Consider the following 19,171-nt stretch of genomic DNA (forward strand, 5'->3'; position numbering starts at 1 on the left):
CGTACGGTCGGTCGTACGGTCCGGGGGCGCCGGGAGTGTGAAGCTGCGGTCAGCTTCAGATCAGGCCGAGCTCGCGAACGGCGTCGCGCTCCTCGGAGAGCTCCTTCACGGAGGCGTCGATGCGGGCGCGGGAGAAGTCGTTGATCTCCAGGCCCTGGACGATCTCGTACTTGCCGTCCTTGCAGGTGACGGGGAAGGAGGAGATGAGGCCCTCGGGCACGCCGTAGGAGCCGTCGGACGGGACGCCCATGGAGGTCCAGTCGCCCTCGGCGGTGCCGTTGACCCAGGTGTGGACGTGGTCGATGGCGGCGTTGGCGGCGGAGGCCGCGGAGGACGCGCCACGGGCGTCGATGATCGCGGCGCCGCGCTTGGCGACGGTCGGGATGAAGTCCTCGGCCAGCCAGGCCTCGTCGTTCACGATCTCGGCGGCGTTCTTGCCGGCGACCTGCGCGTGGAAGATGTCCGGGTACTGGGTCGCGGAGTGGTTGCCCCAGATGGTGAGGCGCTTGATGTCCGTGACCGAGGAACCCGTCTTCTTGGCCAGCTGCGTCAGCGCGCGGTTGTGGTCCAGGCGGGTCATCGCGGTGAAGCGCTCGGCCGGGACGCCCTTGGCGGCGGACTGGGCGATCAGGGCGTTGGTGTTGGCCGGGTTGCCGACGACGAGGACCTTGATGTCGTCCGCGGCGTGGGCGGCGATGGCCTCGCCCTGCGGCTTGAAGATGCCGCCGTTGGCGGCGAGCAGGTCGCCGCGCTCCATGCCCGGGCCGCGCGGGCGGGCGCCGACGAGCAGACCGATGTTGGCGCCCTCGAAGCCCTTGTTCGGGTCGTCGAAGATGTCGATGCCCTTGAGCAGCGGGAAGGCGCAGTCATCGAGCTCCATGGCGGTGCCCTCGGCGGCCTTCACGCCCTGGGGGATCTCGAGGAGGCGCAGCTTGACCGGCACGTCCGCGCCGAGCAGGTGGCCGGAGGCGATGCGGAAGAGCAGCGCGTAGCCGATCTGGCCGGCCGCGCCGGTCACGGTGACATTCACGGGAGTGCGGGTCATGGCGATCTCCGTAAGACAGCTGGCGGTGGGGGTCCCTGCCCCTGGTGCGGGATAGCTCTCTTGATCGATCGGTGTCTCGACATGAAGAGATATCCAGCGGTCAGGCTATCCGACCCGGACCCCCGCGAATCCCCAACCCCTTGTGGTCCGGCTCACTGCCACCCGTCCGGGGACCGTCATCCGCCCCGACGCCGGGCCGAGGTGGCGGAATGGTCACTTCCGTGCCACAGCGCCCCGACGGAGCTTGAACCGGCTTGGTCCGTACATGACCCTTGATCGTGACGGCGCCCGCCCTCCCACGGGGGAGAGGGCGGGCGCCGTGCTTCACATGGGGGGCGGCTACGTCACCGTCAGGTGGAGCACGTCCTCCAGGAACGGGATCCGCAGCCACGGCTCCGGCTGCACCATGAGCGCGAGCAGCACGATCAGGCCGCCCATCACCCCGTACGTGATCATGTCCGTGAAGCGGGAGCGGACGGCCAGCATGCCGACGGACGGCAGCGCCCGCCGCAAGGCCGCGCCCGTGAGGAGCGCCGCGCCGACCAGGATCGCCCCGACCCGGAAGGCCTGCGGGAACGGATCCGTCCCCACCACGAGCAGGCCGAGCCCCGCGAGCACGAGGACGGTGAGCAGCGGCCACTGGCGCGCGGGCGCCGGCGCGTCGCCGGGGGCCGCCCGGCCGCCGCCCTCGGGGCGCGCGGTGTCGGTGGTGAGCCGCTGCCGCGGACCGCGCTTCGCCCCGCCCTCCGCCGCGCCGCCCGCGTCCGTACCGTCGACGGTTTCCGTACCGCCCGCGGTGTCCGCGCTCTCCACGACGTCCGCGCCGTCCGGGTTGCCGGGCGTCCCCGGGGTCCCGGAGGTCACCTCAGAGCGCCGCGGCCGCGCGCTCGGCGGCCTCGACGACGTTGACGAGGAGCTGCGCACGGGTCATCGGGCCCACGCCGCCGGGGTTCGGGGAGATCCAGGCGGCCACCTCGGCGACGCCCGGGTCCACGTCGCCGACGATCTTGCCCTCGCCGTTGCGGGAGACGCCGACGTCGAGGACGGCCGCGCCCGGCTTCACGTCCTCCGGCTTGATCAGGTGCGGCACGCCGGCCGCCGCGACGATGATGTCGGCGTTGCGCAGGTGCGCCGAGAGGTCCCGGGTGCCGGTGTGGCACTGGGTCACGGTCGCGTTCTCGGAGCGACGGGTCAGGATGAGCGGCATCGGGCGCCCGATGGTGACACCGCGGCCGACGACCACGACCTCGGCGCCGTTGATCTCCACGCCGTGGGCGCGGAGCAGGGTGACGATGCCGTTCGGCGTGCAGGGCAGCGGCGCGGGCTCGTTGAGGACGAGCCGGCCGAGGTTGGTCGGGTGCAGGCCGTCCGCGTCCTTGGCCGGGTCCATCAGCTCCAGGATGCGGTTCTCGTCGATGCCCTTGGGCAGCGGCAGTTGGACGATGTAGCCGGTGCAGGCCGGGTCCTCGTTGAGCTCCCGTACGACCGCCTCGATCTCCTCCTGGGTGGCGGTGCCCGGCAGGGTGCGCTGGATGGAGGCGAGACCGACCTCCGCGCAGTCGCGGTGCTTTCCGGCGACGTACTTCTGGCTGGCCGGGTCGTCGCCGACCAGGACCGTGCCGAGGCCGGGCGTGATGCCCTTCTCCTTGAGGGCCGCCACACGGACGGTCAGATCGGACTTGATCGAGGCTGCGGTGGCCTTGCCATCGAGAATCTGGGCGCTCATGGAGACATCCTCCCGGATGACCCCCGCCTTGTTCCAATTCGCTCACGAGGAGCGGCGGGCGATGCGGAGCGAGAAGTTGCACTTGCACAACTCCGCTGCGTATCGACTGGACAAAATCTCGCCATTGCGACGACGATGACCGGCGTAGTAGCGCGGAAAGTGCCGGGGGGAAATCCGCTCAAATGCCGTGAAAGTCCTCCGCGCGGGCCGCGTCGTCCCCGCACAGAGAAATTCACGGAGGAATCCCGCGATGAGCTTCGGCGATCCGAACAACCCCTACGGCCAGCCGCAGGGACAGGGACAGCAGCCGGGCTACGGCTACCCGCAGCAGGCCCCGCAGGGCGTGCCGCAGCAGGGCTACGGCTACCCGGCGGCCCCGGCGTACGGCGGCTACCCGGGCGCGGCCATGGAGATGCCGGGCAGCGTCAAGAGCGCGCGCGTGATCCTGTGGATCATGAGCGCCCTCAACCTGCTGGGCGGCTTCGGCGCGATCGCCCTCTCCTTCACCTTCTCCAGCGAGCTGGAGAAGTCGGGCTCCCTGTCCGGCGACGAGGAGACCTTCGCGAACCTGGGCCAGGGCATCATGATCGGCGCCGGCATCGTCTCGCTGATCTTCGCGATCCTCGGCATGGTGCTCGCCGCCAAGTTCAACTCCGGTGGCAACGGCGTCCGGATCGGCGCGATCGTCTGGGCCTCCTTCGCGGTGCTGTTCAGCCTGTTCTCGCTGCCGCTCGGCATCGTCAGCCTCGCGCTCGGCGTCCTCGTCATCGTCTTCGTGGCGAAGTCGGACGGCTCGGCCTGGTTCAACCGGAACAGGCAGCAGTACTGAGCCTGACGCACGCCTGAGGGGCGGGATCCGTACGGATCCCGCCCCTCACGCGCGTCACCGCCGCTTCAGGACCGCGAAGCCGTCCGAGCGGTGGGTGATCTCGTACCGCGCCTCCGGATGCAGCTGCGAAGCCAGCTGCGCCGGATCCGACACCTGTTGCCCCCAGCCCCGCAGGTCGAAGGCGAGATAGTCCGGGGTGGCGCCCTTCGACGTGCCCACCCAGTAGACCCGGTGGTCCGCCGTGAGGTGCGCGAGGAGCGAGACGTCCGCCTCGACGCTCGCCCCCTCCGGCACGGCGTCGACCGCCGCCCGCGCCTCCAGGGTCCGGGTGTCCGTCCGGTACGTCTCCGACTTCATCAGCTCCCGCAGCGGCAGGTTCGCGGCGAGGACGAGCGCGACCGCCGTCGCGACCGGGATCACGACCTTGCCGTACGAGACGAGCCAGGCGCGCGGCGAGGTGCGGACCGAGCGGACGCCGTCCACGAGGGCCAGGAAGACGACCGGCATCAGGATCGCGCTGTAGTGCCAGTGCATGCCCCAGTGGTTGGCGTCCTGGGAGAGGAAGCGCCAGCCCAGGGTCGGCAGGACGAGCAGGACCAGCGGGGAGCGCAGGGCGAGGAAGCCGGTGATCGCGAGCAGGTAGAAGACCATCTCCCACCGCTCGCCCGAGGCGAGGGCGTCACCGATGACCTGCCCGAAGGAGGTGTCGGCGCCCTGGCCGGTCTTCTCGATCTTGGCCCAGTAGTCGTACTGGCCGAGCCGGCTCGCCGCCGGGATCAGGACGAGGACCGTCAGCGCGAAGGCCGCCACGCCGAAGCCGGCCAGGGCGGCGCCGAGGCGCCGCTGTCCCTTCAGGAAGAGGACCGCGCCGACCATGGCGACGGTGAGGCCCATGTCCTCCTTGACGAGGACGAGCGGAACGGACCAGGCGGCGGCCGCGGTCCAGCGCCCGAGGAGCAGGGCCCGGCAGGCCAGGGCGAGCAGCGGGACGGCGAAGGCGATCTCGTGGAAGTCGGACTTGACGGCCTCCTGGAGCCCCCAGGAGAGGCCGTAGGCGACGGTCAGGCCGATGCCTGCGGCCCGGCTGCCGAGGATCTGCTGCGTGGTGCGGCCCACGACGACGGCGGAGGCGGCGAAGAGCGCGGCCTGCCCGAGGAGCAGTGCGGCGGGCGAGGACCAGATCCAGTAGAGCGGCGCGAGGAGGGCGGTGACGGGGCTGAAGTGGTCGCCGAGTATCTGGAAGCCGGGGCCCTTGATGTCGACGACGGGGGCGCGGAACTCGGCGTACGCCCGGACGGACTGCCCGAAGATCCCGAGGTCCCAGGAGGGCGTGCGGAAGTGCGCGTACTGCACCCAGGAGTACAGGAAGTACAGGCCGCAGAGGACGCCCGCGAGGATCAGGTACGGGCGGAGCGGGGCCGGGGCGAGGCCGTCGGACGGGTCCGTGTCGGCGGTGTCCGCCGGGGGCCTGTTCAGTACGTCCAACACCACGTCCCCCACTAACGGCGGCCGACAAAAGAGCAACCCATTAGACCAGAGTCCACCCGTTCGGCGGATCTGCCGCCGGGCCCGGGAACGGGAGCGGCCCGCCCGTACCCCTGGGTACGGGCGGGCCGTCCGTCACCGGCCTCGGGTTGGTGGGGCTCAGTGGAAGAAGTGGCGCGTGCCCGTGAAGTACATCGTCACGCCCGCCTTCTTCGCCGCCTCGACGACGAGCTCGTCGCGCACCGAACCGCCCGGCTGCACGACCGCCTTCACGCCGGCCGCGGTGAGGATCTCCAGACCGTCGGGGAAGGGGAAGAAGGCGTCGGAGGCGGCGTACGAGCCGCGCGCCCGCTCCTCGCCCGCCCGCTCGACGGCCAGCTTCGCGGAGTCGACGCGGTTGACCTGGCCCATGCCGACGCCGACCGAGGCGCCGTCCTTGGCGAGCAGGATCGCGTTGGACTTGACCGCGCGGCACGCCTTCCAGGCGAAGGCCAGCTCGGCGAGCTCCTCGGCGGACAGGGCCCCGCCCGTCGCCAGGGTCCAGTTCGCCGGGTCGTCGCCCTCGGCCTGGAGGCGGTCGGTGACCTGCAGGAGGGCACCGCCGTCGATCGGCTTGACCTCGACCGGGTTGGCCGGGGCGCCCTCGGCCTTCAGGACGCGGATGTTCTTCTTCTTGGCGAGGATCTCGACCGCGCCGTCCTCGTAGCCGGGGGCCACGATGACCTCGGTGAAGATCTCGGCGACCTGCTCGGCCATCTCCACGGAGACCGGGCGGTTGACGGCGATGACGCCGCCGAACGCGGACAGCGGGTCGCAGGCGTGCGCCTTGCGGTGCGCCTCGGCGACGTCGGCGCCGACCGCGATGCCGCACGGGTTGGCGTGCTTGATGATCGCGACACAGGGCTCGTCGTGGTCGTACGCGGCCCGGCGCGCGGCGTCGGTGTCCGTGAAGTTGTTGTACGACATCTCCTTGCCGTGCAGCTGCTCCGCCTCGGCGAGGCCGCCCCCCGCGGCGGAGCCGCTGATCGACACAGTGTCGACGTAGAGCGCGGCGCCCTGGTGCGGGTTCTCGCCGTACCGCAGGACGTTCTCGCGCCGGTACACGGCCCCGAGGAAGTCCGGGAAGCCGCTGTCGTCCGCTGCCGCGTAGTCCGCCGCGAACCAGGAGGCCACGGCCACGTCGTACGCGGCGGTGTGCTGGAAGGCCTCGGCGGCGAGCCGCTTGCGGGCGGTCAGGTCGAAGCCGCCGGCCTGGACGGCGGCGAGCACGTCGGCGTACCGGTCGGGGCTGGTGACGATCGCGACCGACGGGTGGTTCTTGGCCGCGGCGCGGACCATCGACGGGCCGCCGATGTCGATCTGCTCCACGCACTCGTCCGGGGTGGCGCCGGAGGCGACCGTCTCGCGGAACGGGTACAGGTTCACGACGACGAGGTCGAAGGGCTCCACGCCGAGCTCGGCGAGCTGCGCGCGGTGCGACTCCAGGCGCAGGTCGGCGAGGATGCCGGCGTGCACGCGCGGGTGCAGCGTCTTGACGCGCCCGTCGAGGCACTCGGGGAAGCCGGTCAGCTCCTCGACCTTGGTGACCGGGACCCCGGCGGCGGCGATCTTCCCGGCGGTGGAGCCGGTGGAGACGAGCTCGACACCGGCCTCGTGGAGGCCGCGGGCCAGCTCTTCGAGTCCCGTCTTGTCGTAGACGCTGACCAGCGCGCGGCGGATGGGCTTAACGGTGTCCGTGTTCACCGACATGAACCTTTCGTCCCTCAATGCGGTAGCCGTGCCGGGCGAGGCGCCCCACGACGTCGACGAGCAGCGAGCGCTCGACTTCCTTGATGCGCTCGTGCAGAGCGGCTTCATCGTCCTCGTCCCGCACCTCGACCACGCCCTGGGCGATGATCGGGCCGGTGTCGACACCGTCGTCGACGAAGTGGACGGTGCATCCGGTGACCTTCGCGCCGTAGGCGAGGGCGTCACGCACCCCGTGGGCACCGGGAAAACTGGGGAGGAGCGCCGGGTGGGTGTTGACGACCCGGCCGCCGAAGCGGGCGAGGAACTCCTTGCCGACGATCTTCATGAACCCGGCCGAGACGACGAGGTCCGGCTCGTACGCGGCGGTGGCCTCGGTCAGCGCGCGGTCCCACTCCTGGCGGGTCGCGTGGTCCTTCACCCTGCACACGAAGGTCGGCAGCCCGGCGCGCTCGGCGCGCTCCAGGCCGACGATGGAGTCGCGGTCGGCGCCGACGGCGACGATCTCGGCGCCGTACCCCTCGGGGTCGGCGGCGATGGCGTCGAGGAGGGCCTGCAGATTGGTACCGGACCCGGAGACCAGGACGACGAGGCGGGCGGCAGCCACAGGGGTCACTCTTTCCGTGGTGTTTGTGCGGTCGTACGAACGAATCGTGCCCCTTGATACGGGGAACCCTACGAATGGCTCGACCGTCAGCAACGATACCGGCACACGGGACGGCCCCCACGGGACGGGGGCGGAGCAGGGCGGTAGCGTCAGGGTCCGACGCCGGGCGCGCACCGGACCGGACGGGAGGTCGGAGCCGGTTCGGACGGCGGACGGCCCGGCGGACGAGCAGCAGACGAGACAGCACGAGACAGCAGCGGAGACCACGGGTGCGGTCGTGGTCGAGACGACAGAGGGAAGACGTTCAGCAGATGCCGGAACGCCAGTCCACGGACGACAACAACCCGTTCGCGCCACCGCCCGAGGGCAGGCCGGACCAGCCGTGGCAGCCGCGGCGACCGGAGGGCTCGGACGACGACGCGTCCGGCACCCCGGGCTCGTCGGGGCCGTCCGACGGCCGCTGGAGCCCGCGCCAGCCGGGCCCCTCGCAGGACGGCTTCGGCCGGGGACCGGAGCGGCAGGGCGGGCCGGAGGGCGGACCCGGGCAGGGCGGGCCCAAGCAGGGCCCGGGGATCCGCTGGGACCCGACGGACCCGGCGCAGCGAAGGGCGCGGTACGCGATCCTCTCCGGCATGTGGGGCTTCTTCTTCGCCATCTTCGACATTCCGGAGCTGGCGCTGCTGCTCGGCGCCCTCGGCCTCTACTGGTCGATCAGCTCGCTGCGCGCCAAGCCGAAGGCGGCCGAGGAACTGTCGCCGACATCACAGCCTCCGTCGGCGCAGCCCTCGCCGGGCCGGCCCTCGGGGCAGGGGGCGTCCGCCTCGACCCTGCCGCTCCGCTCGATGCGGACGGCGGCCATCAGCGGTCTCGTCGCGGCGAGCCTGGCGCTGATGATCGTCGCGGTGGGCTTCACCATGCAGCTCGTCTACCGCGACTTCTACCAGTGCCGCGACGACGCCCTGACCCACGCGGGCGAGCTGGCCTGCAACGACCTCCTGCCGAAGCCGCTGCGCGCGGGCTTCGGGGTACGGGACTAGTCGGCCGGCGTCAGTCGGTGGCGGGCGGCGGCGGCGGCGGCGAGGAAGGCTCCCAGGCCGCCGGGAGGTAGTCGTACGGCTCGTAGCCGGGGTCGTCGCCGAAGGGGTCGGCGTACGGAGCGGTGTACCGGTCGGTGTGCGGGGCGGCGGGCGCGTCGCCCCGCGGGTCCGGCCCGGTCCCGACCCCGGCGCCCCTGCCGGTGCCGGTCTCGGCCGTCGCCCGGGGCGCGGCCGCCTCCGGCCAGGCCTCCACGGGTCCGGACGGGGACGCCATGAGTCCGGACAGGGCCGCCATGAGTCTGGACGGGGTCGCCCTGAGTCCGGACGGGGCTCCCGCGAGTCCGGACGGGGCCGCCACGGGACCGTCCACCGCGAGGCCGTCCGCCACGGGGCCGTCCGCCACGGTGGACGCGGCCACGGGCACCGGCATCGGCGCCGGCATGGACGCGACCGAGGACCGGGGCTTCCTGGAGCGCGGGACCCGGCGGCCCCAGGCCCGTACCCCGAGCGCCACCGGCACCCCCGCGCAGGCCCCCCACAGCACCGCCGCCGCGCCCGCCTGCCACCACACGGGGCCGAACGCCGAGAGCCGGCCGGTGCCGAGCGGGCCGCCCGCCGCGGCCGCCAGGACGGCGACGGCCGCCCCGCACGCCCCGGCCGCGCCGAGCGCCGTCAGGGCCGCGTCCCGGGCGGCCCAGGTCCGGGCGGCCCGGCCCGCCCGGCGCCCCTGGACCACCGCGGCGACCAGCGGGACCGCGGCGGCCGCCCAGTGGACCCAGCTGCCGCGCCCCTCGGCGGGCAGCGCCGCCAGGAGCGGGAAGGGCGGCACGGCCGGGTCGCCTGCGAGGCCCAGCGGGGTCGCGAGCGCTCCCGTGCCGAGGGCGAAGCCGGGCCCGAGGCCGTACGCGGCTCCCCAGACGGTCGCGTTCGGCAGCAGCGCCAGGACGAGCAGCAGCACCGTCACCCGACCGGACCACTCCCCCGCGAGGCCTTCGAACGAGGCCTGCGCCCGGCCCGCGTGCCAGGCGAGCGAGACGGCCGCGACCACCGCGCCGCCGCCGAGCAGCGTCAGCGTCCCCAGCCCGGCGGCGCGCAGGGCGGCGGCGGCCTGCCGCTGCCCCGGCAGCGGGCGGCCGAGCGCCGTCCAGACGCCCGCGCCCGCCGCGCCGGTGACGACGGCGGGCAGCCAGAGTCCGGCCGTGACGAGGTCGGCGGGCAGCGGGCCGCTCTCGCTGTAGACCACGACGGCGGCCGCCACCAGCAGGTATCCCCCGGCGACGGCGGCGACGGCGCCGCCCGGCGAGGGGCGCGGCCGGGCCCCGTCGTCCCCCGGGTCGAGGGTGTCGCGGGCGGCCCGGTGCACCAGCCAGACGGGCAGGGCGGCGAGCAGCAGCGGGGCGATGCCGAGGGGGGCGGGCAGGCCGGACAGGGTGTCCGTGCGGACCAGGTCCACGCCGTGGGCGAGCAGCCAGATGCCGGCGGCGACGTGCAGGGCGCCGACGGGACCGCTGTCGGGGTACGGGGAGCTGATCCAGGCCGCGATCACCAGGACCGCGAGGGCGCCGAGGCCGAGTCCGGCGGCGACCCCGCCCCGGACGCAGGCGGTGGCGAGCGCGGCGGAACGGCCGCCCTGGACCAGGGGGTGCTCGGTCACATGGGTCACGGGGCCATGCTGCCAACGACACGCGCTTTCGCCGCGTAACAGGCAAACATCCGTTGTGTCGCCCAATATACGTTTATGTACTTTTCCGCCCAGAGCAGCTCTGCGGGAGGTCGACGTCGATGAGCCGGAGCACCGCGGATTCCGCATCCTCCGTCACCCTGCCGCCCCCGAAGGAGCGGCGCAGGTTGCGTGAGGCCCTCGCCCTGAGCGAGGAGCAGGTCGCCGAGGCCATGGGCGTCACGAAGGCCACGGTGAGGGCATGGGAGACCGGGCGCTCGGCGCCCCGGGGCCGCAAGCGCGAGGCGTACGCGAAGCTGCTCGGCACCCCCGAGCCCACGGATCTCGTACGTCCTGAGGCCGAGCCCCAGGCGCAGACGGAGGCGGAACCCCAGGCGCAGGCGACCCGGGCGGAGGCGCAGTCGGCCCGGGTCGAGGCGCCGGGCGAGGCCCGCCCGGCCCGGTCACAGGCTCAGACACCGGCTCAGCAGCCGCAGGCACAGACGCACTCTCAGCAGCCGCAGCCGTCGGCTTCGGGCAACGTGCGGCCCAGGGCCGCCGTCAAGCGGGCCGCCAAGCCGCCGCGGGCCCCGTCCCCCGCGCCGGCCATCTCACCGGCCCCCGCCCGCAAGGGCCCCTCGAAGCCGCCGGAGCGACTGAAACCGGTGGCGGCGGAGGCCCCCGCGGAACCGGCCGTCCCCGCAGGGCCGCCGGCCCTCACCCCCGAGGAGGCCTTCGACGCGCTGTACGCGTACGCCGCGCCGGGCCTCGTCCACCAGACGTACCTGCTCACGGGGCGCCGCCTGCTCTCCCGGGAGGCCGTCGAGTACGCCTTCCACCACGCCTGGCAGCACTGGCCCGAGGTCGCCGTGGACGCGGACCCGGTGGGCTGGGTGCGGGCGACGGCGTACGAGTACGCCCTCTCCCCCTGGCACCGGTTCCGGCGCGCCCACCGGCATCCCGACGCCCCGCCGACCGAGGCGAACCGCCGGGCACTGCTCGGCGCGCTCCTCGAACTGCCGCCGCCGTACCGCCGTACCGTCCTGCTCTACGACGGGCTCGGCCTGGACCTGCCGGAGACGGCGGCCGAGACGGAGGCGAGCACGCCCGCCGCCGCCAACCGGCTGCTGCACGCCCGGGCGGTCCTCGGCCGGCGGATCCCCGAGCTCGCCGAGCCGGAGGCCCTGCACCGTTGTCTGAGCGCGCTGGTCGCGGAGGCGCCGACGGCGACGCTGCCGCCCGCCCGCGCGGTCCGGACGGGCAGCGAGCGCCGGACCCGCAGCTGGACGCGGGCGGTGCTCGGGGTGACGGCGGCCCTCATCGCGGTGACCGGCTTCACGGCGGCGACCGCGCCGACCCGCTACATCCCGGTGAACGCCCCCGGCGAGGCCGTCAACGGCGTGCCCGTGCGCGGCGGCCCGCAGAAGCTCAGCCCGGAGGACCTGGAGCTCCGCGACAAGCTGCGCGCCGAGCCCAACCCGGGCCCGGAGCGGCTGGTCCCGGCGGTCGACTAGGAGGTGGACGTGAAGTGGGCCCCGCCCCTCCCGGTCTCCCGGGAGGGGCGGGGCCCACTCGCGTGCTGCCTGTCAGGCCGCTGTGCGTTTCAGCCTGTTCAGCCCGCGAGGATGGCGCGCGCCAGCTTGGCGGTCTCGGTCGGCGTCTTGCCGACCTTGACACCGGCGGCCTCGAGGGCCTCCTTCTTCGCCTGGGCGGTGCCGGAGGAGCCGGAGACGATGGCGCCGGCGTGGCCCATGGTCTTGCCCTCGGGGGCGGTGAAGCCCGCGACGTAGCCGACGACCGGCTTGGTGACGTTGGCCTTGATGAAGTCGGCCGCACGCTCCTCGGCGTCGCCGCCGATCTCGCCGATCATGACGATCAGGTCGGTGTCGGGGTCCGCCTCGAACGCCGCGAGGGCGTCGATGTGCGTGGTGCCGATGACCGGGTCGCCACCGATGCCGACGGCGGAGGAGAAGCCGAGGTCACGGAGCTCGTACATCATCTGGTACGTCAGCGTGCCGGACTTCGAGACCAGGCCGATGCGGCCCGGCTTCGTGATGTCGCCCGGGATGATGCCGGCGTTGGACTGGCCCGGGGTGATGAGACCGGGGCAGTTCGGGCCGATGAGGCGGGTCTTGTTGCCCTTGTCCACGGCGTACGCGTAGAACGCGGCCGAGTCGTGGACGGCGATGCCCTCGGTGATGACGACGGCGAGCGGGATCTCGGCGTCGATCGCCTCGACCACGGCGGCCTTCGCGAAGGCCGGCGGGACGAAGAGGACCGAGACGTTGGCGCCGGTCTCCTTCATCGCCTCGGCGACGGTGCCGAAGACCGGGATCTCGGTGCCGTCGAAGTCGACCTTGGTGCCGGCCTTGCGCGGGTTCACGCCGCCGACGATGTTGGTGCCGTCACCGAGCATGAGCTTGGTGTGCTTCATGCCCGTGGCACCGGTCATGCCCTGGACGATGACCTTGCTGTCCTTGTTGAGGAAGATAGCCATGGCTGTGGTTTCCCCTGTCCCTTACTTCGCAGCCGCGAGCTCGGCGGCCTTGTCGGCCGCGCCGTCCATGGTGTCCACGCGCTGCACGAGCGGGTGGTTGGCGTCCGACAGGATCTTGCGACCCAGCTCCGCGTTGTTGCCGTCGAGACGGACGACCAGCGGCTTGGTGACCTCTTCGCCCTTCGAGGCGAGGAGCTCCAGGGCCTGCACGATGCCGTTGGCGACCTCGTCACAGGCGGTGATGCCACCGAAGACGTTGACGAACACGGACTTGACGTCCGGGTCGCCGAGGATGATCTCCAGGCCGTTCGCCATGACCTCGGCGGAGGCGCCGCCGCCGATGTCGAGGAAGTTGGCCGGCTTCACGCCGCCGTGGTTCTCACCGGCGTACGCGACGACGTCCAGCGTCGACATGACCAGGCCCGCGCCGTTGCCGATGATGCCGACCTGGCCGTCGAGCTTGACGTAGTTGAGGCCCTTGGCCTTGGCGGCAGCCTCGAGCGGGTTGGCTGCGGCCTTGTCCTCGAGCGCCTCGTGCTCCGGCTGGCGGAAGTCGGCGTTGGCGTCCAGGGAGACCTTGCCGTCGAGGGCGATGACCTCGCCGGAGGCGACCTTGGCCAGCGGGTTGACCTCGACGAGGAGGGCGTCCTCGGCGACGAAGGTGTCCCACAGGGTCACGAGGACCTCGGCGACCTTCTCGGCGACCTCGGCCGGGAACTTGGCCTGGGCGACGATCTCGCGGGCCTTCTCGATGTCGACGCCCTTGTTGGAGTCGACCGGCACCTTCGCGAGCTTCTCGGGGGTCGTCGCGGCGACCTCCTCGATGTCCATGCCACCGGCGACGGACGCCATGGCGAGGAAGGTGCGGTTGGTGCGGTCGAGGAGGTACGAGACGTAGTACTCCTCGACGATCTCCGGAGCGGTCTCCGCGATCATCACCTTGTGGACCGTGTGGCCCTTGATGTCCATCCCGAGGATGTCCGTCGCGCGGGCGACGGCCTCGTCCGGGGTGGCGGCCAGCTTCACGCCGCCGGCCTTGCCGCGGCCGCCGACCTTCACCTGCGCCTTGACGACCGACTTGCCGCCAAGACGCTCGGTGGCCTCGCGCGCCGCCTCAGGCGTGTCGATGACTTCACCGGCCAGCACCGGTACACCGTGCTTGGCGAAGAGGTCCCTCGCCTGGTACTCGAACAGGTCCACGCGCGTCCGTCCCTTTTCTGATGATCGCGGTTCGTTGTCTGCGTGGGCGTGCCGCGGAGGGCAACGTGACTGCGCTGTCACAAGGGAGGCGTTCACGGAGTCCGTGGACGCGGCATGTCCGTCTCGCAGGTTATCCCCGTGGGCCGTGGGTCCCTAAATCGCAGGTCACACCAGAGCGGTGATACGGGTCACAGACCGTACGGGCCGGGGGGCTGTCCGTAGGGGTGGTGGGGTTGGCCCGGAGACCCCTCGCGGCAGGCGAGGACCGGCCTTCGGGGCCCTCACGACGCGCCGGGGGCCGGGGTGAGGGTCGTTCCGCCACGAGTGTGATATGGACCTCAGTGGGGTCGCGCGCGCCCGTGTGGGTGGCCCCGCGGCGACGGATTCCGCAGTCCTCAGCCCTCGGGTATCGGGAGCGGGCGCTTCTCCAGGGCGGCCGCCATGATCTCCGGGAACAGGTCGGGGGTGCAGGCGAAGGCCGGGGCGCCGAGCGCGGCGAGCGCCGCCGCGTGGTCCCGGTCGTAGGCGGGGGCGCCCTCGTCGGAGAGCGCGAGCAGGGCGACGAACTGGACGCCGGAGGCCTTCATGGCCGCGACCCGCTTCAGCATCTCGTCCCGGATGCCTCCCTCGTAGAGGTCGCTGACGAGGACGACGACGGTGTCGGCGGGGCGGGTGATCCTCGACTGGCAGTAGGCGAGGGCGCGGTTGATGTCGGTGCCGCCGCCGAGCCGGGTGCCGAAGAGGACGTCGACCGGGTCGTCGAGCTGCTCGGTCAGGTCGACGACGGAGGTGTCGAAGACGACGAGGCGGGTGGCGAGCGTGCGCATCGAGGCGAGCACCGCGCCGAAGACGGCGGCGTGGACGACGGAGGCGGCCATGGAGCCCGACTGGTCGACGCAGAGCACGATCTCCTTCCTGACTCCCCGGGAGGCGCGCCCGTGGCCGACGAGCCGCTCGGGGACGACCGTGCGCTGCTCGGGCAGGTAGTGCTTGAGGTTGGCGCGGATCGTGCGGTCCCAGTCGATGTCCCGGTGGCGGGGGCGGCTGATCCGGGCGGAGCGGTCGAGCGCACCGGTGAGGGTGGCACGGGTGCGGGCGGCGAGGCGCTTCTCCAGGTCGTCGACGACCTTGCGGACGACGGCCCGGGCGGTCTCCCGGGTCGTCTCGGGCATCGCCCTGCCGAGGGAGAGGAGGGTGCCGACGAGGTGCACGTCGGCCTCGACGGCCTCCAGCATCTCCGGCTCCAGGAGGAGGGTGGCGAGCCCGAGCCGGTCGATGGCGTCGCGCTGCATGACCTGGACGACGGAGCTCGGGAAGTACGTGCGGATGTCGCCGAGCCAGCGGGCGACGGAGGGCACGGACGCGCCGAGCCCGGCCGAGCGGTCCCGTCCGGTGCGGGGGCCGCTCTCGCTGGGGCGGTCGTAGAGCGCGGTGAGGGCTCCGTCCATGGCCGCGTCGGTGCCGGTGAGCGCCCTGCCGGTGCCGTCGGCCTCCCCGCCACCCAGGACCAGCCGCCAGCGCCGCAGCCGCTCGTCGTCGGTGAGCGTCCTGTCCGTCATGCGAGGGCCTCCGTTCCGAGGATGAGGTGGAGGAGCGGCAGCACGGCGTCCGCCCGCTCGGGGTCGGGGGCCGGGGCGAAGCCGGGCACGCCGGGCTCGGAGGGCCCCGGCCCGCCGGAACGGGGCCCCCGCGCGACCAGCTCCCCGAGCGTGCGGCGCACGCCCTGCTCGTAACCGGAGAAGGTGCGCCGCAGCAGCGGCAGGACGTCGGTGAACGCCTCGGCCGGGACGGACGTCAGCCAGGCGTCGACCAGTCCGAGGAGCCGCTCGTCGTGGACGAGGAGCAGTCCGCCGCCGGAGGCCCCGCCGACGAAGCCGTCGATCCAGGCGGCGGCGTCGGCCGGCGGGGTGCCGGGCGAGAGGGCGCGGCTCATGAGCAGGGCGGCCTCGCCGTCGGCGATCCGGCCCTCGTCGAGCAGAAGCCGGGCGGCCCGCCCCCGCAGGACGCCCGGTGTCCGGTCGCGGTCGGCGAGCCGGCGCAGCACCCCGGCCCACCGGTCGACGAGGTCGGGGCGGTCCGGGAGGAGGCCGATCGCCGTGTGGACGGCGTCGATCCGGTCCCGCATCTGCGCGGCGGCGTCCGTGTCGAGTCCGGCGCAGGCGGGCGGCAGGCCCACGCAGATCCGCTCGGCGAGCCCGGCGGCGACCTCGCCGAGGGCCGCCGTGCCGGTGCCGCGGACGTCGCCGTAGCGCAGGGCGCGGGCCAGAGCCGGGAGGGCCTGCGCCAGGTGGGCGACGTCGGTGTCGAGCGCGGCCCGGTCGGCGAGCGCCCGCATGACGACCGGAAGCGCGTCCGTGAGCCCGGCGAGGAGGCACTGCTCGGCGAGGACGGTGATGTCGCCGAGGGCGGTCGCGGCGAGGGCGCGGGACTCGGCCCTGGCGGTGGCGGCGGCCTCGACGGTGGTGCCCCAGACGCCGGCCTCGGCGACCTGGACGTACAGCTCGGGCTCCCAGCGCAGCCGCCAGGTCTCCCGGAAGGTGCCGGTGCCGGCCCGCCCGGCGGCCGGCTCGCCCCAGTGGACGCCGAGGAGGCGCAGCCGGTGCAGCAGCCGGCTGCGCTCGCCGTCGGTCTCCTTGCGGAGGTCGAGTCCGAGCTCGCGCTCCTGGGCCTCGGGCTTGAGGCGCAGGGTGCGCCGGCGGCGGTCCAGATCGCGCTGGAGGGGTACGGCGGGGGCGCCGGCCGGCACCTCGCCGAGGACGTCGCCGACGACGAGGCGGTCGCGGACGAGGTCGAGCGGCACGTCGGAGCCCTCGCAGAGGACGGCGCGGACGGCGTCGGTCGCCTCGTCGAGGCCGGGGCGCGGACGGCCGCGCAGGACGGCGAGCGTCTCGGCGAGCCGGACGGCCTCGATGACGTGGGCGGAGGAGACGGGGTGGTCCTCGGCCCTGAGGAGCCCGGCGACCTTCGTCATCCAGCGCTCGACGGGCCGGTCGGGGGCGGCGAAGAGGTGTCCGTACCAGCCGGGCGCGTCGATCCCGGCGCCGTAGCCGGAGCGGCGGGCGAGTCTGCGGTGGGTCCAGGGGACCCAGGTCAGCTCGGCCTTCGCCCGGGGCAGGCCCTTGAGGAGGGCCTTGTCGGCGGCGACGGTGGTCCTGCGGGTGAGGGCGGGCACGTGCCAGGCGCCGCAGACCACGGCGACGGAGTCCCCGAACTCCTTGCGGGCGGCGCGCAGCTTGAGCCGCATGTGCGCCTCGCGGACCAGGTCGCGGGGGTGGCCGCCGTGTCCGTACGTCTCGCGGAGGGCGCCCATGGCCTCGGCGAGGGCCTCGAAGGGGGCGGTGGGATCGCCGTCCCCGCGCAGCTCGACGACGTCCTCCCACCAGCGCTCGGCGTCCTCGTACCCGGCGGCTCCGGCGAGTTCGGCGACCGGGTCGATCCGCGGGCCGCTGCCCGTGACCTCCTCCTCGTCCCTCCAGGTGGGGTCGGCGGCGGCGAGGGTGTGGGCGGCGGGCAGGTCGACGAAGCGGACGGCGGCGTCGTGGTCGAGGGCCCAGCGGATCGCGACCCACTCGGGCGAGAACTCGGCCATCGGCCAGAACGCGGCCCGCCCGGGGTCGTCCACGGCGTGGGCGAGCAGCGCGACGGGCGGCCGCATGTCCGGGTCCGCGGCGAGCGCCACGAGGGCGTCGGCCTCGGCGGGCCCCTCGACGAGCACCGCGGCGGGCCGCGCCGCCTCCAACGCGGCCCGCACTCCACGCGCGGAGCCGGGCCCGTGATGCCGCACCCCCAGCAACAGGGGCTCCCTCCGGCCCCCACCGTTCTTGCCGGGACGGGGCTCGGCAGCCGAGACCCGGGAGGCGGCGGAGACCGGGGGCGCGTCCGAGGCGCGGGGCGCATGATGGGGCGCGTCCGACGCGCGGGCGCCGTCACGGAGGGCGTCCGACGCGCGGGGCGCGTCTCCGGGTGGGTCCGGTGGGCGGGAGGTGTTCGGGGCCGTGGTCGTCGAGGTCATGCGCTCACCTCGCGGCAGGCGCGGTAGAAGTCCTTCCAGCCGTCTCTCTCCCTCACGACCGTTTCCAGGTACTCCTGCCAGACGACCCGGTCGGCCGCCGGGTCACGGACGACCGCGCCGAGGATGCCGGCGGCGATGTCGCCGGGGCGCAGGACGCCGTCGCCGAAGTGGGCGGCGAGGGCGAGTCCGCCGGTGACGACGGAGATCGCCTCGGCCGTCGAGAGCGTCCCCGAGGGGGACTTGACCTTCGTCCGGCCGTCGGTGGTGACGCCGTCCCGCAGCTCGCGGAAGACCGTGACGACCCGGCGGATCTCGTCCACGCCGTCGGGCAGGACGGGCAGTTCGAGGGAGCGGCCGAGCTGCTCGACCCGACGGGCGACGATGTCGACCTCGGCCTCGGGGGTCGCGGGCAGCGGCAGCACGACGGTGTTGAAGCGGCGGCGCAGCGCGCTGGAGAGCTCGTTGACGCCGCGGTCGCGGTCGTTGGCGGTGGCGATCAGGTTGAAGCCGGGGACGGCCTGCACCTCCTGGCCGAGCTCGGGGACGGGCAGGGTCTTCTCGGACAGGATCGTGATGAGCGTGTCCTGCACGTCGGCGGGGATGCGGGTGAGCTCCTCGACCCGGACGGTCATGCCCTGGGACATCGCGCGCATCACGGGGCTGGGGACGAGGGCGCCCCCGCTGGGGCCGTGGGCGAGGAGTCGCGCGTAGTTCCAGCCGTACCGGATGGCTTCCTCGGGCGTGCCGGCGGTGCCCTGGACGAGGAGGGTGGAGTCGCCGCTGACGGCGGCGGCGAGGTGCTCGGAGACCCAGGTCTTGGCGGTGCCGGGGACGCCGAGGAGGAGCAGCGCCCGGTCGGTGGCGAGCGTGGTGACGGCGACTTCCACGATGCGGCGCGGTCCGACGTACTTGGGCGTGATGACGGTGCCGTCGGGGAGCGTGCCGCCGAGGAGGTAGGTGGCGACGGCCCACGGGGAGAGGCGCCAGCGGGCGGGCCGGGGCCGGTCGTCGGCGGCGGCGAGGGCCGCGAGTTCGTGGGCGAAGGCGTGCTCCACGTGCGGCCGCAGGGCCTCGGTGGCGGTCTGCGGCCGCCCCGGTCCGGTGTCCGTCTCGACACCGGAACCGGGCTTCGCGATGGTTTCGGGCACGGGCATGGATCCCCCTCCAGATCGTTCGACCTGCTGTGTGATCCACCGTGCACCATGCCACTGACAATCGGATGTCACCGCTGGTCAGGGCCGGTTGGGGAAGGTGAGGGAGGGTCAGTCGACGATCGTCGGTCGACTCGATGTTCCCGCCGCCGGCCTCGTACGTGACCTCGTAGGTC

General features: G+C 73.5%; 15 protein-coding genes. 3 read left to right on the top strand and 12 right to left on the bottom strand.

The window, feature by feature from the left end; translation table 11 throughout:
- Positions 1–55 precede the first annotated feature (55 nt).
- The 3 genes from BLW86_RS14595 to BLW86_RS14605 form a co-directional block, all read right to left on the bottom strand.
- Complete coding sequence (locus BLW86_RS14595) at positions 56–1,045, bottom strand: malate dehydrogenase (protein WP_093874462.1); 990 nt, start codon at positions 1,043–1,045, stop codon at positions 56–58.
- Positions 1,046–1,384: 339 nt separating this feature from the next.
- Complete coding sequence (locus tag BLW86_RS14600; RefSeq protein WP_093874463.1) at positions 1,385–1,909, bottom strand: DUF3017 domain-containing protein; 525 nt, start codon at positions 1,907–1,909, stop codon at positions 1,385–1,387.
- Position 1,910: 1 nt separating this feature from the next.
- A complete protein-coding gene (locus tag BLW86_RS14605; RefSeq protein ID WP_093874464.1) occupies positions 1,911–2,771 on the bottom strand; it encodes a bifunctional methylenetetrahydrofolate dehydrogenase/methenyltetrahydrofolate cyclohydrolase in 861 nt (286 codons plus the stop codon).
- A gap of 250 nt (positions 2,772–3,021) precedes the next feature.
- Between BLW86_RS14605 and BLW86_RS41990 the strand changes: the two genes are divergently transcribed.
- Entirely contained in the window at positions 3,022–3,600 is a 579-nt protein-coding gene (locus tag BLW86_RS41990; RefSeq protein WP_177181654.1) for a hypothetical protein, read from the top strand.
- A gap of 54 nt (positions 3,601–3,654) precedes the next feature.
- Here the strand turns inward: BLW86_RS41990 and BLW86_RS14615 are convergent, their stop codons facing one another.
- The 3 genes from BLW86_RS14615 to purN form a co-directional block, all read right to left on the bottom strand.
- A complete protein-coding gene (locus tag BLW86_RS14615; RefSeq protein WP_371129493.1) occupies positions 3,655–5,088 on the bottom strand; it encodes a DUF2079 domain-containing protein in 1,434 nt (477 codons plus the stop codon).
- Positions 5,089–5,244: 156 nt separating this feature from the next.
- Positions 5,245–6,834 (bottom strand): bifunctional phosphoribosylaminoimidazolecarboxamide formyltransferase/IMP cyclohydrolase, encoded by a 1,590-nt coding sequence (gene purH, locus BLW86_RS14620; protein WP_093874467.1) that lies wholly within the window; start codon positions 6,832–6,834, stop codon positions 5,245–5,247.
- The gene (gene purN / locus BLW86_RS14625) at positions 6,809–7,438 is read right to left on the bottom strand and encodes a phosphoribosylglycinamide formyltransferase (protein ID WP_093874468.1); all 630 of its coding nucleotides are present in this window, start codon (positions 7,436–7,438) and stop codon (positions 6,809–6,811) included. The genes purH and purN overlap by 26 nt, the downstream gene beginning before the upstream one ends.
- A 311-nt stretch (positions 7,439–7,749) precedes the next feature.
- Here purN and BLW86_RS14630 point away from each other — a divergent pair, with 311 nt between their 5' ends.
- The gene (locus BLW86_RS14630) at positions 7,750–8,475 is read left to right on the top strand and encodes a hypothetical protein (protein WP_093874469.1); all 726 of its coding nucleotides are present in this window, start codon (positions 7,750–7,752) and stop codon (positions 8,473–8,475) included.
- A gap of 10 nt (positions 8,476–8,485) precedes the next feature.
- Here BLW86_RS14630 and BLW86_RS14635 read toward each other — a convergent pair whose 3' ends face one another.
- Positions 8,486–10,138 carry a cell division protein PerM gene (locus tag BLW86_RS14635; protein WP_093874470.1) on the bottom strand — a complete coding sequence of 551 codons (1,653 nt, stop codon included), beginning with the start codon at positions 10,136–10,138 and terminating at the stop codon, positions 8,486–8,488.
- Between the two features lie 119 nt (positions 10,139–10,257).
- Between BLW86_RS14635 and BLW86_RS14640 the strand changes: the two genes are divergently transcribed.
- Complete coding sequence (locus BLW86_RS14640) at positions 10,258–11,649, top strand: helix-turn-helix domain-containing protein (protein WP_093874471.1); 1,392 nt, start codon at positions 10,258–10,260, stop codon at positions 11,647–11,649.
- Between the two features lie 98 nt (positions 11,650–11,747).
- Here the strand turns inward: BLW86_RS14640 and sucD are convergent, their stop codons facing one another.
- The 5 genes from sucD to BLW86_RS14665 all read right to left on the bottom strand — a co-directional run bounded on the left by sucD (position 11,748) and on the right by BLW86_RS14665 (position 18,998).
- Positions 11,748–12,632, bottom strand: a complete 885-nt coding sequence (gene sucD / locus BLW86_RS14645; protein ID WP_030687637.1) for a succinate--CoA ligase subunit alpha — start codon at positions 12,630–12,632, stop codon at positions 11,748–11,750.
- Positions 12,633–12,653: 21 nt separating this feature from the next.
- Positions 12,654–13,832: an ADP-forming succinate--CoA ligase subunit beta gene (sucC, locus tag BLW86_RS14650; RefSeq protein ID WP_093874472.1), complete on the bottom strand. Its 1,179-nt coding sequence runs from the start codon at positions 13,830–13,832 to the stop codon at positions 12,654–12,656.
- A 395-nt stretch (positions 13,833–14,227) separates the two neighbouring features.
- Entirely contained in the window at positions 14,228–15,391 is a 1,164-nt protein-coding gene (locus tag BLW86_RS14655; protein ID WP_093874473.1) for a VWA domain-containing protein, read from the bottom strand.
- Positions 15,388–17,844 (bottom strand): DUF5682 family protein, encoded by a 2,457-nt coding sequence (locus tag BLW86_RS14660; protein WP_256341314.1) that lies wholly within the window; start codon positions 17,842–17,844, stop codon positions 15,388–15,390. The genes BLW86_RS14655 and BLW86_RS14660 overlap by 4 nt, the downstream gene beginning before the upstream one ends.
- A complete protein-coding gene (locus tag BLW86_RS14665; RefSeq protein WP_256341315.1) occupies positions 17,841–18,998 on the bottom strand; it encodes an ATP-binding protein in 1,158 nt (385 codons plus the stop codon). The genes BLW86_RS14660 and BLW86_RS14665 overlap by 4 nt, the downstream gene beginning before the upstream one ends.
- Between the last annotated feature and the right edge of the window lie 173 nt (positions 18,999–19,171).

The organism is Streptomyces sp. TLI_105 (assembly GCF_900105415.1).
Taxonomy (GTDB): Bacteria; Actinomycetota; Actinomycetes; order Streptomycetales; family Streptomycetaceae; genus Streptomyces.

Excerpts from the sequence above, each read along its gene's own strand:
- BLW86_RS14595 (WP_093874462.1), bottom strand. The coding sequence starts at position 1,045 with ATGACCCGCACTCCCGTGAATGTCACCGTGACCGGCGCGGCCGGCCAG.
- BLW86_RS14605 (WP_093874464.1), bottom strand. The coding sequence starts at position 2,771 with ATGAGCGCCCAGATTCTCGATGGCAAGGCCACCGCAGCCTCGATCAAG.
- BLW86_RS41990 (WP_177181654.1), top strand. The coding sequence starts at position 3,022 with ATGAGCTTCGGCGATCCGAACAACCCCTACGGCCAGCCGCAGGGACAG.
- purH (WP_093874467.1), bottom strand. The coding sequence starts at position 6,834 with ATGTCGGTGAACACGGACACCGTTAAGCCCATCCGCCGCGCGCTGGTC.
- BLW86_RS14630 (WP_093874469.1), top strand. The coding sequence starts at position 7,750 with ATGCCGGAACGCCAGTCCACGGACGACAACAACCCGTTCGCGCCACCG.
- BLW86_RS14640 (WP_093874471.1), top strand. The coding sequence starts at position 10,258 with ATGAGCCGGAGCACCGCGGATTCCGCATCCTCCGTCACCCTGCCGCCC.
- sucD (WP_030687637.1), bottom strand. The coding sequence starts at position 12,632 with ATGGCTATCTTCCTCAACAAGGACAGCAAGGTCATCGTCCAGGGCATG.
- BLW86_RS14655 (WP_093874473.1), bottom strand. The coding sequence starts at position 15,391 with ATGACGGACAGGACGCTCACCGACGACGAGCGGCTGCGGCGCTGGCGG.
- BLW86_RS14660 (WP_256341314.1), bottom strand. The coding sequence starts at position 17,844 with ATGACCTCGACGACCACGGCCCCGAACACCTCCCGCCCACCGGACCCA.
- BLW86_RS14665 (WP_256341315.1), bottom strand. The coding sequence starts at position 18,998 with ATGCCCGTGCCCGAAACCATCGCGAAGCCCGGTTCCGGTGTCGAGACG.